The organism is Terrisporobacter muris, assembly GCF_024621905.1.
GTDB lineage: Bacteria > Bacillota > Clostridia > Peptostreptococcales > Peptostreptococcaceae > Terrisporobacter > Terrisporobacter muris.
The window spans coordinates 1-18,867 of the sequence record NZ_JANKBY010000040.1; the positions used below are offsets into that span (position 1 = coordinate 1).

An 18,867-nucleotide genomic window follows, 5' to 3' on the forward strand; every position below is an offset into this window, starting at 1 on the left:
AATATCTAACACTATACCAACACCACAAGCTATACTTACAGCAGTAACACCAGCATCAAATGCACGAGCTACACCAGACATTAAATCGCCTGAAATTAGATCTCTTATACCTTTAATGAAAGAAACATAGATTTGGTAATTTAAATAAAATAGTGAAGTTGTATGAAGAAATAGATGAATTTGAAAATACAACGGTAGATAATATTAAATCAAGTTTAAAAACTGGAAGGGGATATTGTGTAGAAAGAGAAGGAAAAGTAGTCTCTATGGCTAAAACCACTTCTGAAAACAAAAATAATGCTATGATTATAGGAGTAGGGACTCATCCAAAATACAGAAATCGAAACTATGCTACTAAGTGTTTAATAAAAATTTGCAATGAATTGATAGAAGAAAATAAGATTCCTTGCTTATTTTGTGATAATGAAGCAGCCAGTATTATTTATAAAATGTTAGGATTTGAAAAAATTGGATACTGGAGTATATACAGAAAATAGAAAAAATTGTAAAAAGATAATTTGAATTTTCAAGTTATCTTTTTTTATTTGTGGGTATAAAATAATTATCACTAAGTTTAAGAATTAATTCTGATAAAAATAGTCAGAAATAATCTTGACAAAAATAGTAGGAAATAATACAATGATATCAAAGTAATTCATACAAGTTTACTATGAATTGTATTGGACACAGAGGGTGATAAAAAATGAAATTATCAACTAAAGGTAAATATGGCCTAAAAGCAATATTTGAATTATCTTTACATGTTAATGAAGGCCCTATGCCTTTGAACATGATTGCTAGTAAACAAAAAATACCAGAGCAATATTTAGAACAAATATTTTCTACATTGAAGAAATCACAATTAATAACTAGTGTAAGAGGAGCACAAGGAGGATATTTTCTTAATAAAGATCCTAATGATGTTACTGTTGGGGACGTACTTACTATACTTGAAGGGCCAGTAGCACTTTCTCAATGTATTATAGATGAAGGATCCTGTGAAAATTCAAATGATTGTTCCACTAAACTAGTATGGGAGAAGTTGAAAAAAGGGATAGAAGACGTACTAAATTCCATTACACTTCAAGATATGATTGATGACTACAATAAGAAGAATCACATAAAAGAATTTGATATAACAGAGTTAATGAATAATAAAAAATAGGAGATGAATTTACGATGGAAAAAAGAAGATTGTACATGGATTATTCAGCTACTACTCCAGTAAAAAAAGAAGTATTAGATGAAATGATGCCATATTTAACTGATTATTTTGGAAATGCTTCAAGTTTCCACTTATTTGGGAGGGAAGCGAAAACAGCTTTAGATAAATCTAGAAAACAAGTAGCATCGCTTGTTAACGCGGATCCAAGTGAAATATACTTTACAAACGGTGGAAGTGAAAGTGATAACTGGGCCTTAGAAGGAACGGCTTTTGCAAGAAGAGATAAAGGAAATCACATTATAACAAGTAAAATAGAACATCATGCGATACTTCATACTTGTGAATACTTACAAAAAGTACATGGATTTGAAGTAACTTACTTAGATGTTGATGCAGATGGAAAAGTAGACTTAGAACAATTAAAAAGAGAAATAAAAGATACTACTATACTTGTAAGTATAATGTATGCTAATAATGAAATAGGAACTATACAACCTATAAAAGAAATAGCTAAAATAGCCCACGAGCATGGTGCTTTAATGCATACAGATGCAGTTCAAGCAGCTGGTAATATACCAGTAGATGTTAAAGATATAGATGTAGATTTAATGAGTATGTCTTCTCATAAAATATACGGACCAAAAGGTATAGGTTCTTTATACATCAAAAAAGGTGTAAGAATACACAATCTTATACATGGTGGAGCTCAAGAAAAAAGAAAAAGAGCTGGTACAGAAAATATACCTTCAATAGTAGGATATGGAAAAGCAGCAGAAATTGCTAAAGAAAATATGGAACATCATATAGCTGAATTAACAAGACTTAGAGAAAAGTTAATAGAGGGTGTACTAGAAAGAATACCTCATACAAGATTAAACGGACATAGAGATGATAGATTACCAGGTAATTCAAACTTCTCATTTGAATTTATAGAAGGAGAAGGAATACTACTATTATTAGATCAAGTAGGAATAGCTGGTTCAAGTGGTTCTGCTTGCACATCAGGTTCTCTAGATCCATCTCATGTATTAATGGCAATAGGATTAACTCATGAATGGGCACATGGTTCTTTAAGACTTACTGTTGGAGATTTCACAACTGATGATGATATAGACTATATATTAGAACATCTTCCAAAAGTAATAGAAAGACTTAGAGGATTATCACCTTTATATCAAACTTATTTAAAAGAGCAAAGTAAATAGAAAATAAATTAATAAAAATAAATAGACAGAGTGAATAATGTTAGGAGGAAAAAATTATGCAATATAGTGATAAAGTAATGGATCATTTCTTAAATCCAAGAAATGTAGGACAAATAGAAGATGCAAGTGGTGTAGGTGAAGTTGGAAATGCTAAATGTGGGGATATAATGAAAATATTCCTTGATATAGAAGATGAAATAATAAAAGATGTTAAATTCCAAACATTTGGATGTGGATCTGCAATAGCTTCTTCATCAATGGCTACTGAAATGGTAAAAGGAAAAACTATACATGAAGCTCTAGCTGTAACTAATAAAGCAGTTGCAGAAGCACTAGATGGTTTACCACCAGTTAAAATGCACTGTTCAGTTTTAGCAGAACAAGCTATAAAAGCAGCATTAATAGATTATGCAGAAAAAAATAATATACACATACCAGAATTAGATGGTGTAGTTATAGATGATGATCATGATCATCACCATGATATAGAAGAAGACTAATATATAATAAATAAAATCTTTGGGGTAATGTATCTCAAAGATTTTTTTTGTCAAAGACTAAGGTAAACAAGGTCGTTTATTATATATAAATAAATTACATGAAATGAAAAATATACTTTTAAAAATTATTGAAAATATATATAATATAGAGAATGAGGTGATTTATAAAATGAGCAAAAGAGTAATGATAGGTATGAGTGGTGGAGTAGATAGTTCAGTAGCTGCATACTTACTTAAAAAGCAAGGATACGAAGTAATCGGTGTTACCATGAAATTATGGCAAGACGATGAAGAATATGATTTAATAGAAAATGATGGTGGATGTTGTTCTCTTGAAGCAGTAGAAGATGCAAGAGCAGTTGCAGACAAAATAGGTATACCATTTTATGTATTAAACTTTAAAGATGTATTTAAAGAAAAAGTTATAGATTATTTTATTGATGAATATTTACAAGGAAGAACTCCAAATCCTTGTATAGCATGTAATAAACATATAAAATTCGATGACTTATATAGAAGAGCTATGGCTCTAGGATGTGACTATGTGGCAACAGGACATTATGCTAAGATTGAAAAAGATGAAGAAACTGGTAGACATTTACTAGTTAAATCAGTAACTGATAAAAAAGATCAAACTTATGCACTATATAATCTTACACAGGAACAATTAGAACATACTTTACTTCCGATTGGAGACTATGAGAAAGATAGAGTAAGAGAAATAGCCAAAGAAATGGGTATGGATGTTCATAATAAACCAGATAGCCAAGAAATATGTTTTGTTAAAGATAATGATTATGCAAACTATGTAAAAAGACATTCAAATAAACGTATTAAAGAAGGAAACTTTGTAGATACTAAAGGTAATGTTTTAGGAAAGCATAAAGGGATAATATATTACACAATAGGACAAAGAAAAGGACTAGGTATTGCTTTTGGTAAACCTATGTTTGTTCTTGATATAAATCCAGAAACTAATACTGTTATATTAGGTTCAAATGACGATTTATTCAGTAATGAATTAATAGCAACAGATGTGAATTTAATTACAGTAGACGAGATTACAGAACCTATTAGGGTAGAAGCGAAAATAAGATATTCTGCAAAACCATCACCAGCCACAGTATATAACAATGGAAAAGACTCTGTAAGAATAGTGTTTGATGAACCACAAAGAGCTATTACTAAAGGGCAATCAGTTGTAATGTATCAAGGAGATAAAGTAGTTGGTGGAGGAATTATAGACAAAAGTTTATAATTATACTTGATTATAAATTAAAAATTTAGTAGAATTACTATAAGAAAATATAATTTTACAAATAATTTAAATACAGTGAAAAGAAGTAGTAAGATATTTGAAGTCTTCACAGAGAAGGAGAAATGGTGAGAGCTCCTAGAATAGAATATTTGAAGCAGTCTTGGAGTATCAGTCTGGAAATTAAGTATAGATTGACGGTAGTTACGTTATAGCTAAGGTTTTCCGAAGATATCATACTCAATATGATAATTAGGGTGGTACCGCGAATATACCTCGCCCCTATATAGTTTTATATAGGTGCGAGGTTTTTTAATTGTAGAGAAGTTATATATTATTTATTCTGTAGATAATATATAATTTCCAACTTTGTGACTTGAGCAGAGTGAATTTTTAATATATTTACTAAAACTGGTTAAATATATATTTTAATTAGTTAAAAAGTAGAAAATTTTATTTGTAAAGAAAATAAAGATATAAATTTATAGGAGGAAAAACTAATGCAAAAATTAGGAACTAATGAAATTAGAAAGAGATTTTTAGAGTTCTTTGAATCAAAAGGACACTATGTAGGGAAAAGTGCATCTTTAATACCAAATAATGATAAAAGTTTATTACTTATAAACTCAGGTATGGCACCACTTAAAAATTACTTTTCAGGTGTGGAAGTACCACCAAGCAAGAAAATGTCGACTTGCCAAAAATGTATAAGAACAGGTGATATAGAAAACGTAGGGAAAACTGCTAGACACGGTACTTTCTTTGAAATGATGGGTAACTTCTCATTTGGAGATTATTTCAAACCAGAAGCTATTACATGGGCTTGGGAGTTTATAACAGAACATTTACATATACCAGTAGATAAATTATGGGTAACTGTTTATTTAAATGATGATGAAGCTCATGAATTTTGGGAAAAGGAAATAGGAGTACCAGCTGATAGAATAGTTAGACTTGGAAAAGATGATAACTTTTGGGAAATAGGCCTTGGACCATGTGGACCATGTTCAGAAATTTACTTTGATAGAGGAGAAAAATTTGGTTGTGATAATCCAGATTGCAAGCCAGGATGTGACTGTGATAGATACTTAGAGTTTTGGAACTTAGTTTTCACTCAATTTGATAGACAAGAAGATGGAAGCTATCCAGAACTTGATAACAAAAATATAGATACAGGTATGGGTCTAGAAAGAATGGCATGTATAATGCAAGACGTAGATAATATATTTGAAATAGATACTATAAAATATATTATTGAAGGAATAGAAGAGTTAGCTAATATAAAATATGGTGAAGATGCTAAAAAAGATGTATCAGTAAGAATAATTACTGACCATATGAGAGCTATGAGTTTCTTAATAGCAGATGGAGTATTACCATCAAACGAAGGTAGAGGATATGTTCTTAGAAGATTACTTAGGAGAGCAGCCCGTCATGGTAAATTACTTGGAATAAAAGAAGATTTCTTATATAGACTATTTGACAGAGTTAAAGAAGTAAGTGGAGATGCTTATCCAGAATTAGTAGAAAAAGAAAACTACGTTAAAAAGGTAATAAAAATAGAAGAAGAAAAGTTCAACGAAACACTAGATCAAGGTGTAGAGATATTAAATTCATATATAGCAGAATTAAAAGCAAATAATGAAAAAGTTTTAAGTGGAGAAAAAGCATTTAAACTATATGATACTTACGGATTCCCTATGGACTTAACTCAGGAAATTCTTGAAGAACAAGGTTATGAAATAGATGAAGAAGGATTCCATTCAGAAATGGAAGCGCAAAGACAAAGGGCTAGAGCTGATAGAGGAGCTATGGAAGATGAAAGTTGGAAAGAAGATCCATTATCAAGACTTGATGCAAATATAGCTTCTACATTTGACGGATATGTTAACTTAAATGTATGTGGTAATGTTACTGCATTAGTAAAGGGTGATGAAGTTGTAGATACTATATGTGAAGGTGAAAAAGCTGTAGTAGTATTAAATGAAACTGCTTTCTATGCAGAAGGTGGTGGGCAAGTTGGAGATATGGGAACTTTAGAAAATGAAGATACTATATTTGAAGTTGTAGATACTAGAAAAGGTGCAAATAATACTATAAAACATATGGGATTTGTAAAAAAAGGTAAAATAAGTGTAAATGATAAATTAGAATCAAAAGTTAATAAAGAAATAAGAATGGCTTCTGCAAGAAACCATACTGCAACTCACTTATTACATGAAGCATTAAAAGAAGTTTTAGGTGATCATGTTAATCAAGCAGGATCACTAGTAACTCCAGAAAGATTGAGATTTGATGTAACGCACTTTGAACCAATATCAAAAGAAGAATTAAAAATAGTTGAAGAAAAAGTAAATACAGCTATTTTAGATGCATTAGACATAAATTGCGAAATAATGAACATAAAAGATGCAAAAGAAAAAGGAGCTATGGCACTCTTTGGCGAAAAGTATGGTAATGAGGTAAGGGTTGTATCCATGGGAGACTACTCAGTAGAACTTTGTGGAGGAACTCACCTTAATAATACTTCTCAAGTTGGATTATTTAAAATATTATCTGAAGGTGGAGTAGCAGCTGGTGTTAGAAGAATAGAAGCTATAACAGGTAAAGCTGTTTACGACTATTTAACAAATAAAGAGGTAGTAATAAATGATATATGTGCAGCTTTAAAAACAAAAGAAGATAATTTAGTTCAAAGAGCTCATACTTTAGTAGAAGAGAATAAGTCTCTAGCTAAAGAATTACAAGATGCAAAAACTAAATTAAACTTACAATCAGTGGATTCTTTATTAGGTTCAAAAGTGGATGTATGTGGAGTAAACTTATTGTGTGCTAAATTTGAAGGGATAGATATGAACTCTTTAAAAGAAACAGCAGATTCTTTAAGAGATAAAGTTGGAAGTGGTGTAGTAGTTCTTTCAAATGTAGTAGATAATAAAGTAAACTTTGTTGTTACAGCAACAAATGATGTAATATCAAAAGGAATACACTCAGGAAATATTGTAAGAGAAGTTGCAAAAATAGCTAACGGTAAAGGTGGCGGAAGACCAAACATGGCACAAGCTGGAGCAACTGATGTATCAAAGGTAGACGAAGCTTTAAGTTATGCAAGTGAGGTTATAAAAAGCCAAGTTAAATAACTAAAGGGGGGAATTATTTTGGATAATAATTTCGATTATACAGTAAAATTTGAAGGAGTTACAGAAAATAAAAGTATGAGTGTAGGCGAGACAATAAACCATGTTTATCATGCTTTACAAGAAAAAGGATATGATCCTATCAATCAAATGATAGGATATATCCTATCTGGTGACTCTAGTTATATAACAAGTTATAAAGATGCTAGAACAGTAATAAGAAAATATGAAAGAGATGAATTGCTAGAAGAAATTCTTAAGTATTATTTATCAAAATAGAAAGTAGGTCAACTTAATGAGGAAAAAAATAATATCATTATTATTGTTAATCATGATATGTGTTGGATTTATTCCTAATTATTCTTTCGCAGCAGAAGAAGGTAAAGTTATTTATATTAGCATGAATAGAACAAATATAAATGATTTACAAAAGATTCCTGTTTTGCAAGAAAAGTTAAAAAACAGTGGATATATTGGGTTAATGAATACAAGAGGAGATCAAGGAAATGACGATGCAAGGTCATATGCTACTATAGGAGCAGGGACTAGGGCCAATGTAGTTAATAATGAGGTCATATCTTTTGAAAATTTAACTGATGAGAATGGAAAATTATACAAAACAGCAACAGGAGAAGAACCAAAAGGTATAAATAATATATCTATCAATAAATCTATTAATAATAATGCAGAAAAAGGAAGTTATGGATCTACATTAGGGCTACTTGGTCAAACATTATCTGATAATAACAAAAAAGTAGCATTATTAGGTAATAGTGATATTGTAGAAAATAATCAATTGATAAAAATAAGAAATACAGGATTAATAGCCATGGATACTTTAGGTCGTGTAGAATCTGGTAATGTGGACAATATTTCTGTAAAAGATTTAAGTATGCCTTATGGATTGAGAACAGACTACAATAAATTAATTACTGATACAAAAACATATTATGAAAGTAATGATGCCTTATTTATAGAGCTTGGAGACACATATAGATTAGATGAGTACAAATCTAACTTAAATGAAAACACATATAACAAGACAAAAAAACAGATATACTCTCATATAAATACTTACTTAAAAGAAGTATTCAATATGGTAAATGAAAATGATGTTATATATATTGTTAGTGAATTCCCAAGTACTCTAGACTATAATAACAAAAGACGTTTAGCTCCTGTTATTAAATTTTCTGATAATAAAAAAGGATTATTAGAAAGTGCAACAACAAGGAGAGGTGGAATAATAGCCAACTTAGATTTAGGTGTAGACATTTTAAATGAATTTGGACTAAAAAATGAAGCTATGATAGGAAGAGCGTTAAGTAGTATTGAAAAAGATGACAATATAGACTTCTTATCTGGAGAATATAAAAAAATAGTTTCAATAAATAATATAAGATCTACAGTAGTAAATACTTTTGTTGGAATTGTATCTACATCGTGGGTTATAGCTATGCTAGCCTTATTATTCAAGGATAAGCTACCTAACAAAGAAAAAGTATTTATAGTATTAAAAGAACTAATTAAATTGGGATTAATAATGCCTCTAACTTTATTACTATCACCAATATTTAATTTTAAAAGTCAATTAGGATTAGTAAGTGGTGTTGTAATAATGACCATAATACTTTATTTATCAGGAAGAATATTGTTTAAAAATAACGATATTAAACAGATGGGATATTATGCACTCCTTACCATATTATTAATTGTTATTGACTCAGTTATAGGAACGTACTTTATGAAAAACTGTATAATGAGTTATGATGCCATAGTGGGAGCTAGATATTATGGTATAGGTAATGAATATGAGGGGGTAACAATAGCAAGTGCTGTATTTGCTTTATCTGTACTTCTTAACTATAAGAAAATGCCAAAATGGCTAACAATTGTTTTATCAGTTATAATTCTTATCACAAGTGCATTTCCTTCAATGGGTGCAAATGTAGGAGGAGCAATATCTGAATGTGTAGCGTACTTGTTATTTATTATGTTAATATTTGACGTTAAATTAGACTTAAAGAAAATTATGATATTAGGTTTAGCAGCAGTTGTTTTAGTTTTAGTATTTGCAGGTTTAGACTTAGTTTTAGGAATGGAGTCTCACTTAGGCGTATTTACACAACAAATAATACAAGAAGGACCACAAGCTATATTTAATACGTTTGGTAGAAAAATATCTATGAACTTAAAACTTGCTAAGTCATCTGTGTGGGTAAATATATTATTAGTTGGAATTGCTGTAATAGGTATATTTATATTTAGACCTTCAAAACATATGAAAAATATATCTAATAAATATCCTATGATATTTAAAGGATTTATAGCATCTATGGTAGGATGCCTAATAACATTATTAGTAAATGACTCGGGAATAGTAGCAGCAGCTACAGCATCCATATATATTCTTATACCAATATTAATTATTAGTATTAATATGATAATTTTTAATGATAAAAGAGAATAGTAATGAAAATTAGCCAGAATTTAATTCTGGCTAATTTTTGAGAAATGGACTTGTTTGAAAATGTATGACGACCGCATAGTGATTTGAAGTATTAAGGAAGATATGTAGTTGTCCATATGAATTGAGAGAATTTTAAATATAATATAAAATAAGGTATGAGAAAATTAAAATAAGATAAAATAATAGAAGTCCCTATTGATTAAAATTATGTGAAAGTAATTTAAAAATTAATAAGGATGATGATGGCTATATAAAGGAGAATAAACATGCTTGATGGAAGAATAATGGGTCTTGATATAGGAGATAAAACCATAGGAGTTGCTGTAAGTGATATAATGGGTTTAACTGCTCAAGGTGTAACAACTATAAAAAGAGTTGGTAAGAAAAAAGATATAGAAGAAATTAAAAAGATAATTTCAGAAAGACAAGTAAATAAAATAGTATCAGGTCTACCTAAGAATATGAATGGTACTATAGGAACACAAGGAGAAAAAGTCCAAAAATTCTGTGAGTTATTAAAACAAGAAACAAATTTACCTATAGAATTTTGGGATGAAAGATTATCTACAGTAGCAGCAGAAAGATCTTTAATTGAAGGTAATGTTAGAAGAGAAAATAGAAAAAAAGTAATAGATATGCTAGCAGCAGTGATAATATTACAAGGATATTTAGATTTACAAAGAAATTTCTAATAATATTTTAATAATATATTTGAAATTATCTCAGTATAATATATAATATAAAAAAGAAGAAAGAATTTGAGGTGATTTAGATGCAAGATAATATAATAAGTTTAGTTGATGAAAATGGAGTAGAAAGCGAATTTGAAGTCATACTAACTTTAGAAGCTGATAATAAGGAATATGCTATATTAATGCCTGTTGATGATGAAGAAAGTGATGAGGCTTTAGTATTTAGAATAGACCAAGATGAAGAAGGAGAAATGTTAGTTCCTTTAGAAGATGACAAGGAATATGAAATAGTTGTTGATGTTTATAATACATTAATGGACGAAGAAGGACTTAATGACGACGAATTCTAATAATAAAAAAACTACCTTTTAGTAGGTAGTTTTTTTATGTTTAAAACTAAAAATAATATACATAATTATAGAGTTTAATTTTAAAATCACTTGGGAAAAATATTGAAAAATAGTAAAGGGGATGACTGAATGAAAAAAAAGATTCTAATAACATTAATACTTATGATAATTTTTTCCATGATATTAAATAATAGTGCTCTGGCTAAAGATATAAATTCTTACACTGAAAAAGAAATTTATAATATATTATTAATAGGAAAAGATGGTATAGGAGAAAAAACTTCTAGAGCAGATACTATGATTATTTTAACTGTAGACAATAAACATAAGGGTTTAAAACTCACATCTATAGCTAGAGACACATTAGTATATATACCTGGAAAAGGATATGATAAAATAAACCATTCTTTTTATTATGGAGGTTGTGAATTATTACTTAAAACAATAAATGATAATTTTGACCTTGACATAAAAGACTATGCTATAGTAGATTTTAAAAGTTTTGTAGATGTTATAAATGTACTAGGAGGCGTAGATATAAATATTGAAGATAGAGAAATTGATGGATTAAATAAAGTAATAAATGCATGTTATGGATTAGAAATTGAAAATAAGGGTAATAATATAGAATATATAACTAGTAGTGGGAATCATTTACTAAATGGATATCAAGCTTTAGCTTACTGTAGACTTAGAAAAATAGACAACTGTTTCTATAGAGATGCTAGACAACGAAAAGTATTAGAGAGTTTAGCATATAAATTATCAAAAGTATCAGTTTTTAAATATCCAGAATTGATAAAAATACTACTTAAGCATGTAAGGGTTAATATCTCTCCAGATAAAATCTTAGACTTAGCTATAATATCAAGAGATTTAACTAATTATAAAATAAAACAATTAGAATTTCCTATCAATGAATATAGAGAAGATGGAAGATTAGAATGTAATTCACAATATGTAATTAAATGGAGAAAAGAAGAAAATTTAAAATTGTTACATGATTTTATATATAACTAAGTATAATAAATATGGTTATAAAAAAATAAATATATTAATAATTCTCTAAACATTGACATGAGTGAATTTATCATTTACAATAATTACAAAAGATTATCAATTGAAAACGGGTGGTATTATGTGTAATACAATGGAAAATTTGAAAATTAAATTAAAAGAATCAGGACTAAAAATTACTCCTCAAAGAAGAGCTATAATAAATATACTTCTTGACAATGAAAATAGGCATTTAAGTAGTGAAGAAATTTATGATTTAGTAAGGGAGAACTGTCCAGAGATAGGGCTTGCAACAGTCTATAGAACAATGCAATTATTAGATGAAATTGGAGTAATATCAAAATTAAACTTAGATGATGGATGTATTAGATATGAAATTAATTTAAATAAATCAGAAAGTCATAATCATCACCATTTAATTTGTAAAAAATGTGGGAAGATAATCGAAGTAGAAGATGATTTAATGGACAATGTAGAAAAAGAAATACAAAGTGCTTATAAGTTTAAAATATTAGACCATGATGTTAAATTTTATGGATTATGTGAAGACTGCAATAAAGATATAAGTTCTAAGTAGAACTTATATCTTTTTAATTGTAAGGAAAAAATATTAAAATTTGTTTAACAAGCTGTAAGATTTTATCTAGTAAAAAGATGTTTTAACTAGATTATGGATAAAAGTATTTTAAATATACTTAAAATATAAGGGATTTTATGATACAATAAACTTAGTTGGTAAAAAGTGCGTGATTTAATATTATTTTTATATGCAAGATTAAAATGAAAATTGAAAATTGAATAGACAGAGGAGATGATGCAATTGTTTAAGAAAAACACCAACAAGGTTAAGGTAATGGCTTTAGGTGGTCTTAACGAGATAGGCAAAAACATGACCGTAATAGAGTATAAGGATGAGATTGTTGTAATAGATGCGGGTTTAAGTTTTCCAGAAGATGAAATGTTAGGTGTTGATATAGTTATACCTGATATAACTTATTTACTAAAAAATAAGGATAAGGTAAAAGGAATATTTATAACACATGGACATGAAGATCATATAGGAGCTCTTCCATATATACTGAAAAAAATTGATGTACCTGTGTACGGAACTAGATTTAGTATTGGACTAATAGAAGCTAAATTAAAGGAACATAAACTTAATAATGTAAAATTAAATGTTGTTACTCCTAAACAAACAGTTAAGCTTAAAAATATTAGTGTAGAATTTATAAAGAATAACCACAGTATACCAGGATCTTGTTCGCTGGCTGTACATACTGAACAGGGGGTTATTTTCCATACAGGAGACTTTAAGATTGATCTTACACCAATAGATGGAGACGTTATGGATATTCACAGAATATGTGAGCTTGGAAGTTCGGGAGTTCTTTTAATGTTAGCAGACAGTACGAATGTGGAAAAACCAGGGTTTACTATGTCTGAAAGAACAGTGGGAGCAGGTCTAGATGATTTATTTAGAAAAGCTAATGGTAGTAGAATTATAGTTGCTACTTTTGCTTCGAATGTTCATAGATTACAACAAATTATCAATATGGCGGTTAAGTTTAATAGAAAAGTGGCTATCTCAGGAAGATCAATGGTTAATGTAATAGGTGTTGCTAGAGAACTTGGGTATTTAGATATGGAAGATGAAACACTGATAGATTTAAATGATATATCTAAGTACGATGACAATGAATTAGTAATTATAACTACGGGAACACAGGGAGAACCAATGTCAGCACTTGCAAGAATGTCAAGTAGCGAACATAAAAAGGTAGAAATTAAAAAGGGAGATTTAGTAATAATTTCAGCTCATCCAATACCAGGAAATGAAAAACTAATCTCAAAAGTAATAAATCTTTTATTTGAAAGAGGAGCAAGGGTTGTTTATAACGACTTAGCTGATATACATGTATCAGGTCATGCGGCTCAAGAAGATTTAAAACTTATAAATAGAATGGTAAAACCAAAATTCTTTATGCCAGTTCATGGAGAGTTTAGGATGTTAAAGCGTCATGCAGCACTAGCTGGTGAGCTTGGTATGCCAGAACAAAATGTATTTGTAATGCAAACTGGTCAAGTACTAGAATTAGACAGAAATTCTGCAAAAATTACTAATACGGTTCCAACAGGAAATGTACTTGTTGATGGACTTGGAGTAGGAGATGTAGGAAATATAGTTCTAAGAGATAGAAAACATTTATCTGAAGATGGCCTTATGATAGTAGTTGTAACTATATCTAAAGAAGATGGTAAAGTACTTGCAGGACCTGATATTATATCTAGAGGATTTGTTTATGTTAGAGAATCAGAAGATTTAATGGATGGAGCAAAAAATGTAATTAAAGATGTTTTACATGAATGTGAAGAAAAGAATATAAAAGAGTGGGCATATTTAAAAAATAATATTAAAGAAAACTTAAAAGAATATTTATATATAAAAACTAAGAGAAATCCAATGATATTACCAATAATCATGGAAGTATAATTAGAAATACCTCAGTATTTGAATTAAAAATACTGAGGTATTTTTTGTAAGTATAAACAAAACTATATTTAAAATGCATATATACTTATAACAACTAAAATTTAAACAGGGATTAGGAGGATAATATGAGTGTATATGATACAGCCACAAAGTTGGCCAGTGAAATAAGAAGTAGCAAAGAATATAAAGATTTTGTTAATAATATGAAAGAAATAAAAAGTGATGAGAATAATGAATATCTATTAAGAGAGTACAAAAAGACAGGATACAATCTTCAATATGCCACTATGAATAATAAAAAAATGGATAAAAAATCTATTAAAAAAATGGAAGAAATTCAGAATAAAATTAGACACAATGAAAAAATATATAATTATCTATTAGCTGAAGAAAAGTTTAATATAATGATGGATAGTATAAATAAAATAATAGCTCAAGCCATAAAAGAAGACTATAAATAGAAAAGAGGAATTAAAATGAAAATACTAGTTATTAAAGTTGATTTAAGAGCACCTTATGCACATTCTTTAAAAGAAAAGAGGATGATTGTAAAGAGTATAATAGGTAAATTGCAAAACAAATTTAATATTAGTATAAGAGAAGTTGAAAATCAAGATTTACATCAAAGAATAAGTATTGGTATGGTAAAGCTTGATTTAAATAATAAAGATAGCGATCAATCAAAAGAAAAAATTATAAATTTTATAGAAGAAAACTGTGAGGCAGAAATAATTGATATTGAAAGTGAAATTATTAATTATTGAGAAATATAACATGTAAAAGATACTAATTATAAATTAGAAATATTGGTAAAAAATAATATAAGAGAAATAATAAAAAAGTTAATAAAATTATAGACAATTAAGAGGTGAAGTGATGAAAAAGTTTATTAGCTTTCTACTTGTATTAGTTTTTGCAATAAGTCAAGGAAGTGTTATTTTTGCCAGTACCCAAGATGCTAAATTAGATATAGCATCTAAATCCGCTATATTAATGGATGCTTCAACAGGTAAAGTTTTATACGAAAAAAATAGTCACGATAAATTACCACCAGCCAGTGTAACAAAGGTAATGACTATGCTTTTAATTTGTGAAGCTTTAGAAGGTGGAAAAATTAAAGAAGATGATGATGTCCAAGTAAGTGAAGTTGCAGCTAGTATGGGAGGTAGCCAGATATTTCTTGAACCAGGAGAAATACAAAAGGTAGATACATTATTAAAATCCATAGCAGTTGCATCTGCCAATGATGCTTGTGTTGCTATGGCAGAATATATAGGTGGTAGTGTGGAAGAGTTTGTAGTTCTTATGAATAAAAGAGCTAAAGAGCTGGGAATGAATGATACAAACTTTGTTAATACAAATGGACTTCCTGTAGATAACCACTATACTTCAGCTTATGATATAGCACTTATGTCTAAGGAATTACTTACTCATAAGAAAATTTCTAAGTATTTGACTACATGGATGGACGAAGTCGTAGTTGGTAAAAAACAAGCTAAAATAGGGATTGCAAATACGAATAAGTTAGTTAAACATTATGCAGGAGCTACAGGAGTGAAAACTGGCTTTACTCAGCAAGCTAAATATTGTTTATCAGCATCAGCAATAAGAAATAATACACACTTAATAGCCGTTACATTATGTGCTGAAACTTCTCCAATAAGATTTAAAGATGCAACAAGTCTTTTAAATTATGGATTTGCAAACTACGAAAGTGTTAAAATTTGTGGCGCAAATGATAAGGTTGCTACAGTTAAATTTGAAAAAGGTGAAAAAGAAAATATTGATTTAGTAGCCAAAGATAATTTAAGTGTATTGATAAAAAAGGGTGATAAAAAAGATTTCCAAAAGAAAGTAGAAATAAAACAGGATTTAAAACTTCCAATAAAGAAAAATACAGAATTAGGAGTTGTTAAAGTTTATAGAGGAAAAGAACTTGTGGGAGAAACTAAAATAATAAATAGTGAAGATATAAATAAGGCATCTTATTTACAAATGTTAAGAAGAGTAGTAGACAATTTATTATAATGCTAAAAAGCTATGTAGTGCATATTTTTATGTACTTCATAGCTTTTTATAATTAATAAAAATATAAATCTTTTGATTATAATTTTATAAATGATATAATAATAGTATTACAAAAAAAGTAGGAGAGAATAAATATGTTTAACTTAAGTAATTTATTAGCATCATTGGTAGGAATCGCTATGGCCATATCTATTCATGAATTTGGTCATGCTCATTCGGCACATTTACTTGGTGATGATACGGCTAAGTATAATGGAAGAATGACATTAAACCCTGCCAAACATGTGGATCCTTTAGGGTTAATAATGTTAATATTATGCCATTTTGGATGGGCAAAGCCAGTTCCAGTTAATCCAAATAATTTTAAAAGCTATAAAATAGGTAATATAATAGTTTCTTTATCAGGAGCATTAGGAAACTTAATAGGAGCGATTATTTGTGCTTTAATAGTTAAATATGTGGATATGTATGCTATTCAAGTAATATTTGATAATGCTATGTGGATTAACATAGGTTTTGGAGCATTTAACTTACTTCCTATACCACCACTTGATGGATGGGGAGTTATATCATCATTACTTCCATATAAATATAATGAATTTATCTATAAATATGAAAATATAGGTTACGTTGTATTACTAATTGCTCTATTTACAAAAGCATATACAATAGTAACAACACCAATAATGATGGTATTTTATAATATAGTAAGTATATTTATGTAAGAGGTAATTTAATGAAGTACAATATACATTTAAATGTTTATGATGGACCTTTAGACTTACTTTGTGATTTGATTTCAAAACAAAAAATAGATATAAAAGATATATCAATCTCAGAAATTACAAGTCAATATTTAGCTTATATAGATATGTTGAATGAGATGGACTTGGAGGTTGCCAGTGAATTTATAATAATGGCATCAAAACTAGTTGAGATAAAATCAAAATATTTATTATATAAACAACATCATGAAGAACATGAAGAAGATCCAAGATTAGAATTAGTAGAAAAATTAGAAGAATATAAGAAATTTAAAGAAGCTTCTTTAAACCTTAAAGAAAATGTTCACTATACTTGTGATACTTTCTTTAGAGCTAAAGAAGAAGTAATTGTAGATAATAAAATAGACTTAGATGAAATATCTATAGAAGCTATCAGGACAATTCTTCCTATGATATTAAAAACAAAAGTTATAGAAGGTTTTGATAAAACAGAAGAATTAGATATGATAGTGAAAAAAAGAGTAGTATCTTCAGAAGAAAAAATGTCGGACTTAAGAGAATTAATGAAAACTGAAGATAAAGTAAGTTTTGTTGAACTAGTCGGACCTTATGATAAGGATGAAACTATAGCCACATTTTTAGCTATTCTTGAATTAATAAAAGAAAAGCTAATAGTTGTAGTTCAAAATGAATTTTTTGATGATATTCTTATAATAAAGCGTGGAGTGTAAAATGAATAGAGAAGAAATAAAATATATAATTGAATCAATTATGTTTGCTTATGGAGAACCTATAAGTATAAAAGAACTTAATAGTGTTATCAATGAAGAACTTTCGCATAAAGAAATAGAATTTATGTTAAATTCTTTAATTGATGAATATAGAGAAAATAATAGAGGTATTCAAATTATAAAACTAGAAAATAAATACCAAATGTGTACAAATAAAGATTATGCTGACTATATAAAAAAGGTACTAGAGCCAAAGAAAAGAAAATCTTTAAGTCAAGCTACACTAGAAACTCTAACTATTATTGCATACAAACAACCTATTACTAAAGTGGAAATAGAAAGTATTAGAGGTGTTAAATGTGATAAAGTTTTGCAAACACTTTTAGAACATGAGTTAATAAGAGAAGCCGGACGACTTAACAAAATAGGGAAACCTATCATATACAAAACAACTCAGGAATTTTTAAAATTATTACAAATAGAAAGTCTAAAAGATTTACCACCAATAGATACTTTTGAAGGTGAAGAAGAAATTTAGCAAAAAATTCGCTTTGCTTGACATAGGAAGTGGACGAATTACTTACTATCATTTTAGGTAATAACCTTGCTCAAAAATCAATAAAAAAATATTATATGCTGTAAGGTGTGATAGTATTTCAATAAGAGGATAAAAAGTTAAGGGGGATAAATATGAAAAGTAAACTTGCAATGATTGTATATGTATTATTTGCAATAGTAAGTTTTTTCTTTGGAGTAATGATGTTTAGAATGGGTGATACTTTAAGAGGTGTATTATTCATGGTTGCAGTTGCATGTTGGGGTATGTGCATCTACAACAATAGTGGAACAATTAGAAGACAAAAGCAAAGAATGGCACCTTCTACAAAAAATTCTGTATCAAACAAAAATAATAAAAAGAAATCAAAATCTAGATAAAAAATCATAGGCGTATAGCCTATGATTTTTTTGCCCTAAGGCCTATCTTCTTTTATTTAGTATATATCCATAAGTTTTGCAAACAATATAGAATATGAGATATTTTAATTTGAAATATATATGTTTATGTATTTTTTTAATATTAATTTTGTTATTAATATCCTA

20 protein-coding genes, 1 pseudogene and 1 other annotated feature are annotated in these 18,867 nt (G+C 28.4%); of the genes and pseudogenes, 20 read left to right on the top strand and 1 reads right to left on the bottom strand.

The genetic code is table 11. From position 1 onward, the window contains the following. Nucleotides 1–81: pseudogene (locus NSA58_RS20845) on the bottom strand (threonine/serine exporter); the annotation flags it as partial. Nucleotides 82–152: 71 nt separating this feature from the next. On the opposite strand from NSA58_RS20845, the gene NSA58_RS05225 reads away from it, so the two are divergent. The 20 genes from NSA58_RS05225 to NSA58_RS05320 all read left to right on the top strand — a co-directional run bounded on the left by NSA58_RS05225 (nucleotide 153) and on the right by NSA58_RS05320 (nucleotide 18,702). Then, on the top strand, nucleotides 153–497 hold the full coding sequence (locus tag NSA58_RS05225) for a GNAT family N-acetyltransferase (protein WP_257560230.1): 345 nt from the start codon (nucleotides 153–155) through the stop codon (nucleotides 495–497). Nucleotides 498–703: 206 nt separating this feature from the next. Continuing rightward, entirely contained in the window at nucleotides 704–1,165 is a 462-nt protein-coding gene (locus NSA58_RS05230) for an RrF2 family transcriptional regulator (protein ID WP_039680262.1), read from the top strand. Between the two features lie 14 nt (nucleotides 1,166–1,179). Further along, entirely contained in the window at nucleotides 1,180–2,370 is a 1,191-nt protein-coding gene (nifS, locus tag NSA58_RS05235) for a cysteine desulfurase NifS (protein WP_039680263.1), read from the top strand. 56 nt (nucleotides 2,371–2,426) lie between these two features. Next, nucleotides 2,427–2,870 carry a Fe-S cluster assembly scaffold protein NifU gene (nifU, locus tag NSA58_RS05240; RefSeq protein ID WP_074079213.1) on the top strand — a complete coding sequence of 148 codons (444 nt, stop codon included), beginning with the start codon at nucleotides 2,427–2,429 and terminating at the stop codon, nucleotides 2,868–2,870. Between the two features lie 103 nt (nucleotides 2,871–2,973). Next, nucleotides 2,974–4,128, top strand: a complete 1,155-nt coding sequence (gene mnmA, locus NSA58_RS05245) for a tRNA 2-thiouridine(34) synthase MnmA (RefSeq protein ID WP_074429197.1) — start codon at nucleotides 2,974–2,976, stop codon at nucleotides 4,126–4,128. A 66-nt stretch (nucleotides 4,129–4,194) separates the two neighbouring features. Continuing rightward, nucleotides 4,195–4,412, top strand: a binding site (T-box leader). A 213-nt stretch (nucleotides 4,413–4,625) separates the two neighbouring features. Continuing rightward, the gene (gene alaS / locus NSA58_RS05250; RefSeq protein WP_074429198.1) at nucleotides 4,626–7,265 is read left to right on the top strand and encodes an alanine--tRNA ligase; all 2,640 of its coding nucleotides are present in this window, start codon (nucleotides 4,626–4,628) and stop codon (nucleotides 7,263–7,265) included. A gap of 18 nt (nucleotides 7,266–7,283) precedes the next feature. Next, on the top strand, nucleotides 7,284–7,541 hold the full coding sequence (locus NSA58_RS05255; RefSeq protein ID WP_039680267.1) for an IreB family regulatory phosphoprotein: 258 nt from the start codon (nucleotides 7,284–7,286) through the stop codon (nucleotides 7,539–7,541). Between the two features lie 16 nt (nucleotides 7,542–7,557). After that, on the top strand, nucleotides 7,558–9,732 hold the full coding sequence (locus NSA58_RS05260) for a hypothetical protein (RefSeq protein WP_039680268.1): 2,175 nt from the start codon (nucleotides 7,558–7,560) through the stop codon (nucleotides 9,730–9,732). 266 nt (nucleotides 9,733–9,998) lie between these two features. Next, nucleotides 9,999–10,424, top strand: a complete 426-nt coding sequence (gene ruvX, locus NSA58_RS05265) for a Holliday junction resolvase RuvX (protein WP_039680269.1) — start codon at nucleotides 9,999–10,001, stop codon at nucleotides 10,422–10,424. Nucleotides 10,425–10,504: 80 nt separating this feature from the next. Continuing rightward, nucleotides 10,505–10,774 carry a DUF1292 domain-containing protein gene (locus tag NSA58_RS05270; RefSeq protein ID WP_039680270.1) on the top strand — a complete coding sequence of 90 codons (270 nt, stop codon included), beginning with the start codon at nucleotides 10,505–10,507 and terminating at the stop codon, nucleotides 10,772–10,774. Between the two features lie 129 nt (nucleotides 10,775–10,903). Then, complete coding sequence (locus tag NSA58_RS05275; protein WP_079764698.1) at nucleotides 10,904–11,794, top strand: LCP family protein; 891 nt, start codon at nucleotides 10,904–10,906, stop codon at nucleotides 11,792–11,794. Between the two features lie 118 nt (nucleotides 11,795–11,912). Next, nucleotides 11,913–12,368 carry a Fur family transcriptional regulator gene (locus NSA58_RS05280; protein WP_039680271.1) on the top strand — a complete coding sequence of 152 codons (456 nt, stop codon included), beginning with the start codon at nucleotides 11,913–11,915 and terminating at the stop codon, nucleotides 12,366–12,368. A 237-nt stretch (nucleotides 12,369–12,605) separates the two neighbouring features. Continuing rightward, nucleotides 12,606–14,282: a ribonuclease J gene (locus tag NSA58_RS05285; protein ID WP_139044987.1), complete on the top strand. Its 1,677-nt coding sequence runs from the start codon at nucleotides 12,606–12,608 to the stop codon at nucleotides 14,280–14,282. A gap of 125 nt (nucleotides 14,283–14,407) precedes the next feature. Further along, nucleotides 14,408–14,743, top strand: a complete 336-nt coding sequence (locus NSA58_RS05290; protein ID WP_039680273.1) for a YlbF family regulator — start codon at nucleotides 14,408–14,410, stop codon at nucleotides 14,741–14,743. 15 nt (nucleotides 14,744–14,758) lie between these two features. Then, nucleotides 14,759–15,046, top strand: coding sequence for a DUF503 domain-containing protein (locus NSA58_RS05295; protein WP_039680274.1), 288 nt, complete (start codon nucleotides 14,759–14,761; stop codon nucleotides 15,044–15,046). 112 nt (nucleotides 15,047–15,158) lie between these two features. Then, nucleotides 15,159–16,310 carry a D-alanyl-D-alanine carboxypeptidase family protein gene (locus NSA58_RS05300; protein WP_074079217.1) on the top strand — a complete coding sequence of 384 codons (1,152 nt, stop codon included), beginning with the start codon at nucleotides 15,159–15,161 and terminating at the stop codon, nucleotides 16,308–16,310. 134 nt (nucleotides 16,311–16,444) lie between these two features. Then, the gene (locus tag NSA58_RS05305) at nucleotides 16,445–17,035 is read left to right on the top strand and encodes a site-2 protease family protein (protein WP_074429199.1); all 591 of its coding nucleotides are present in this window, start codon (nucleotides 16,445–16,447) and stop codon (nucleotides 17,033–17,035) included. An 11-nt stretch (nucleotides 17,036–17,046) separates the two neighbouring features. Next, on the top strand, nucleotides 17,047–17,766 hold the full coding sequence (locus NSA58_RS05310) for a segregation and condensation protein A (RefSeq protein ID WP_039680276.1): 720 nt from the start codon (nucleotides 17,047–17,049) through the stop codon (nucleotides 17,764–17,766). A gap of 1 nt (nucleotide 17,767) precedes the next feature. Continuing rightward, a complete protein-coding gene (gene scpB / locus NSA58_RS05315; RefSeq protein WP_039680277.1) occupies nucleotides 17,768–18,304 on the top strand; it encodes an SMC-Scp complex subunit ScpB in 537 nt (178 codons plus the stop codon). 152 nt (nucleotides 18,305–18,456) lie between these two features. Further along, nucleotides 18,457–18,702, top strand: a complete 246-nt coding sequence (locus tag NSA58_RS05320; protein ID WP_039680278.1) for a hypothetical protein — start codon at nucleotides 18,457–18,459, stop codon at nucleotides 18,700–18,702. Nucleotides 18,703–18,867 lie beyond the last annotated feature (165 nt).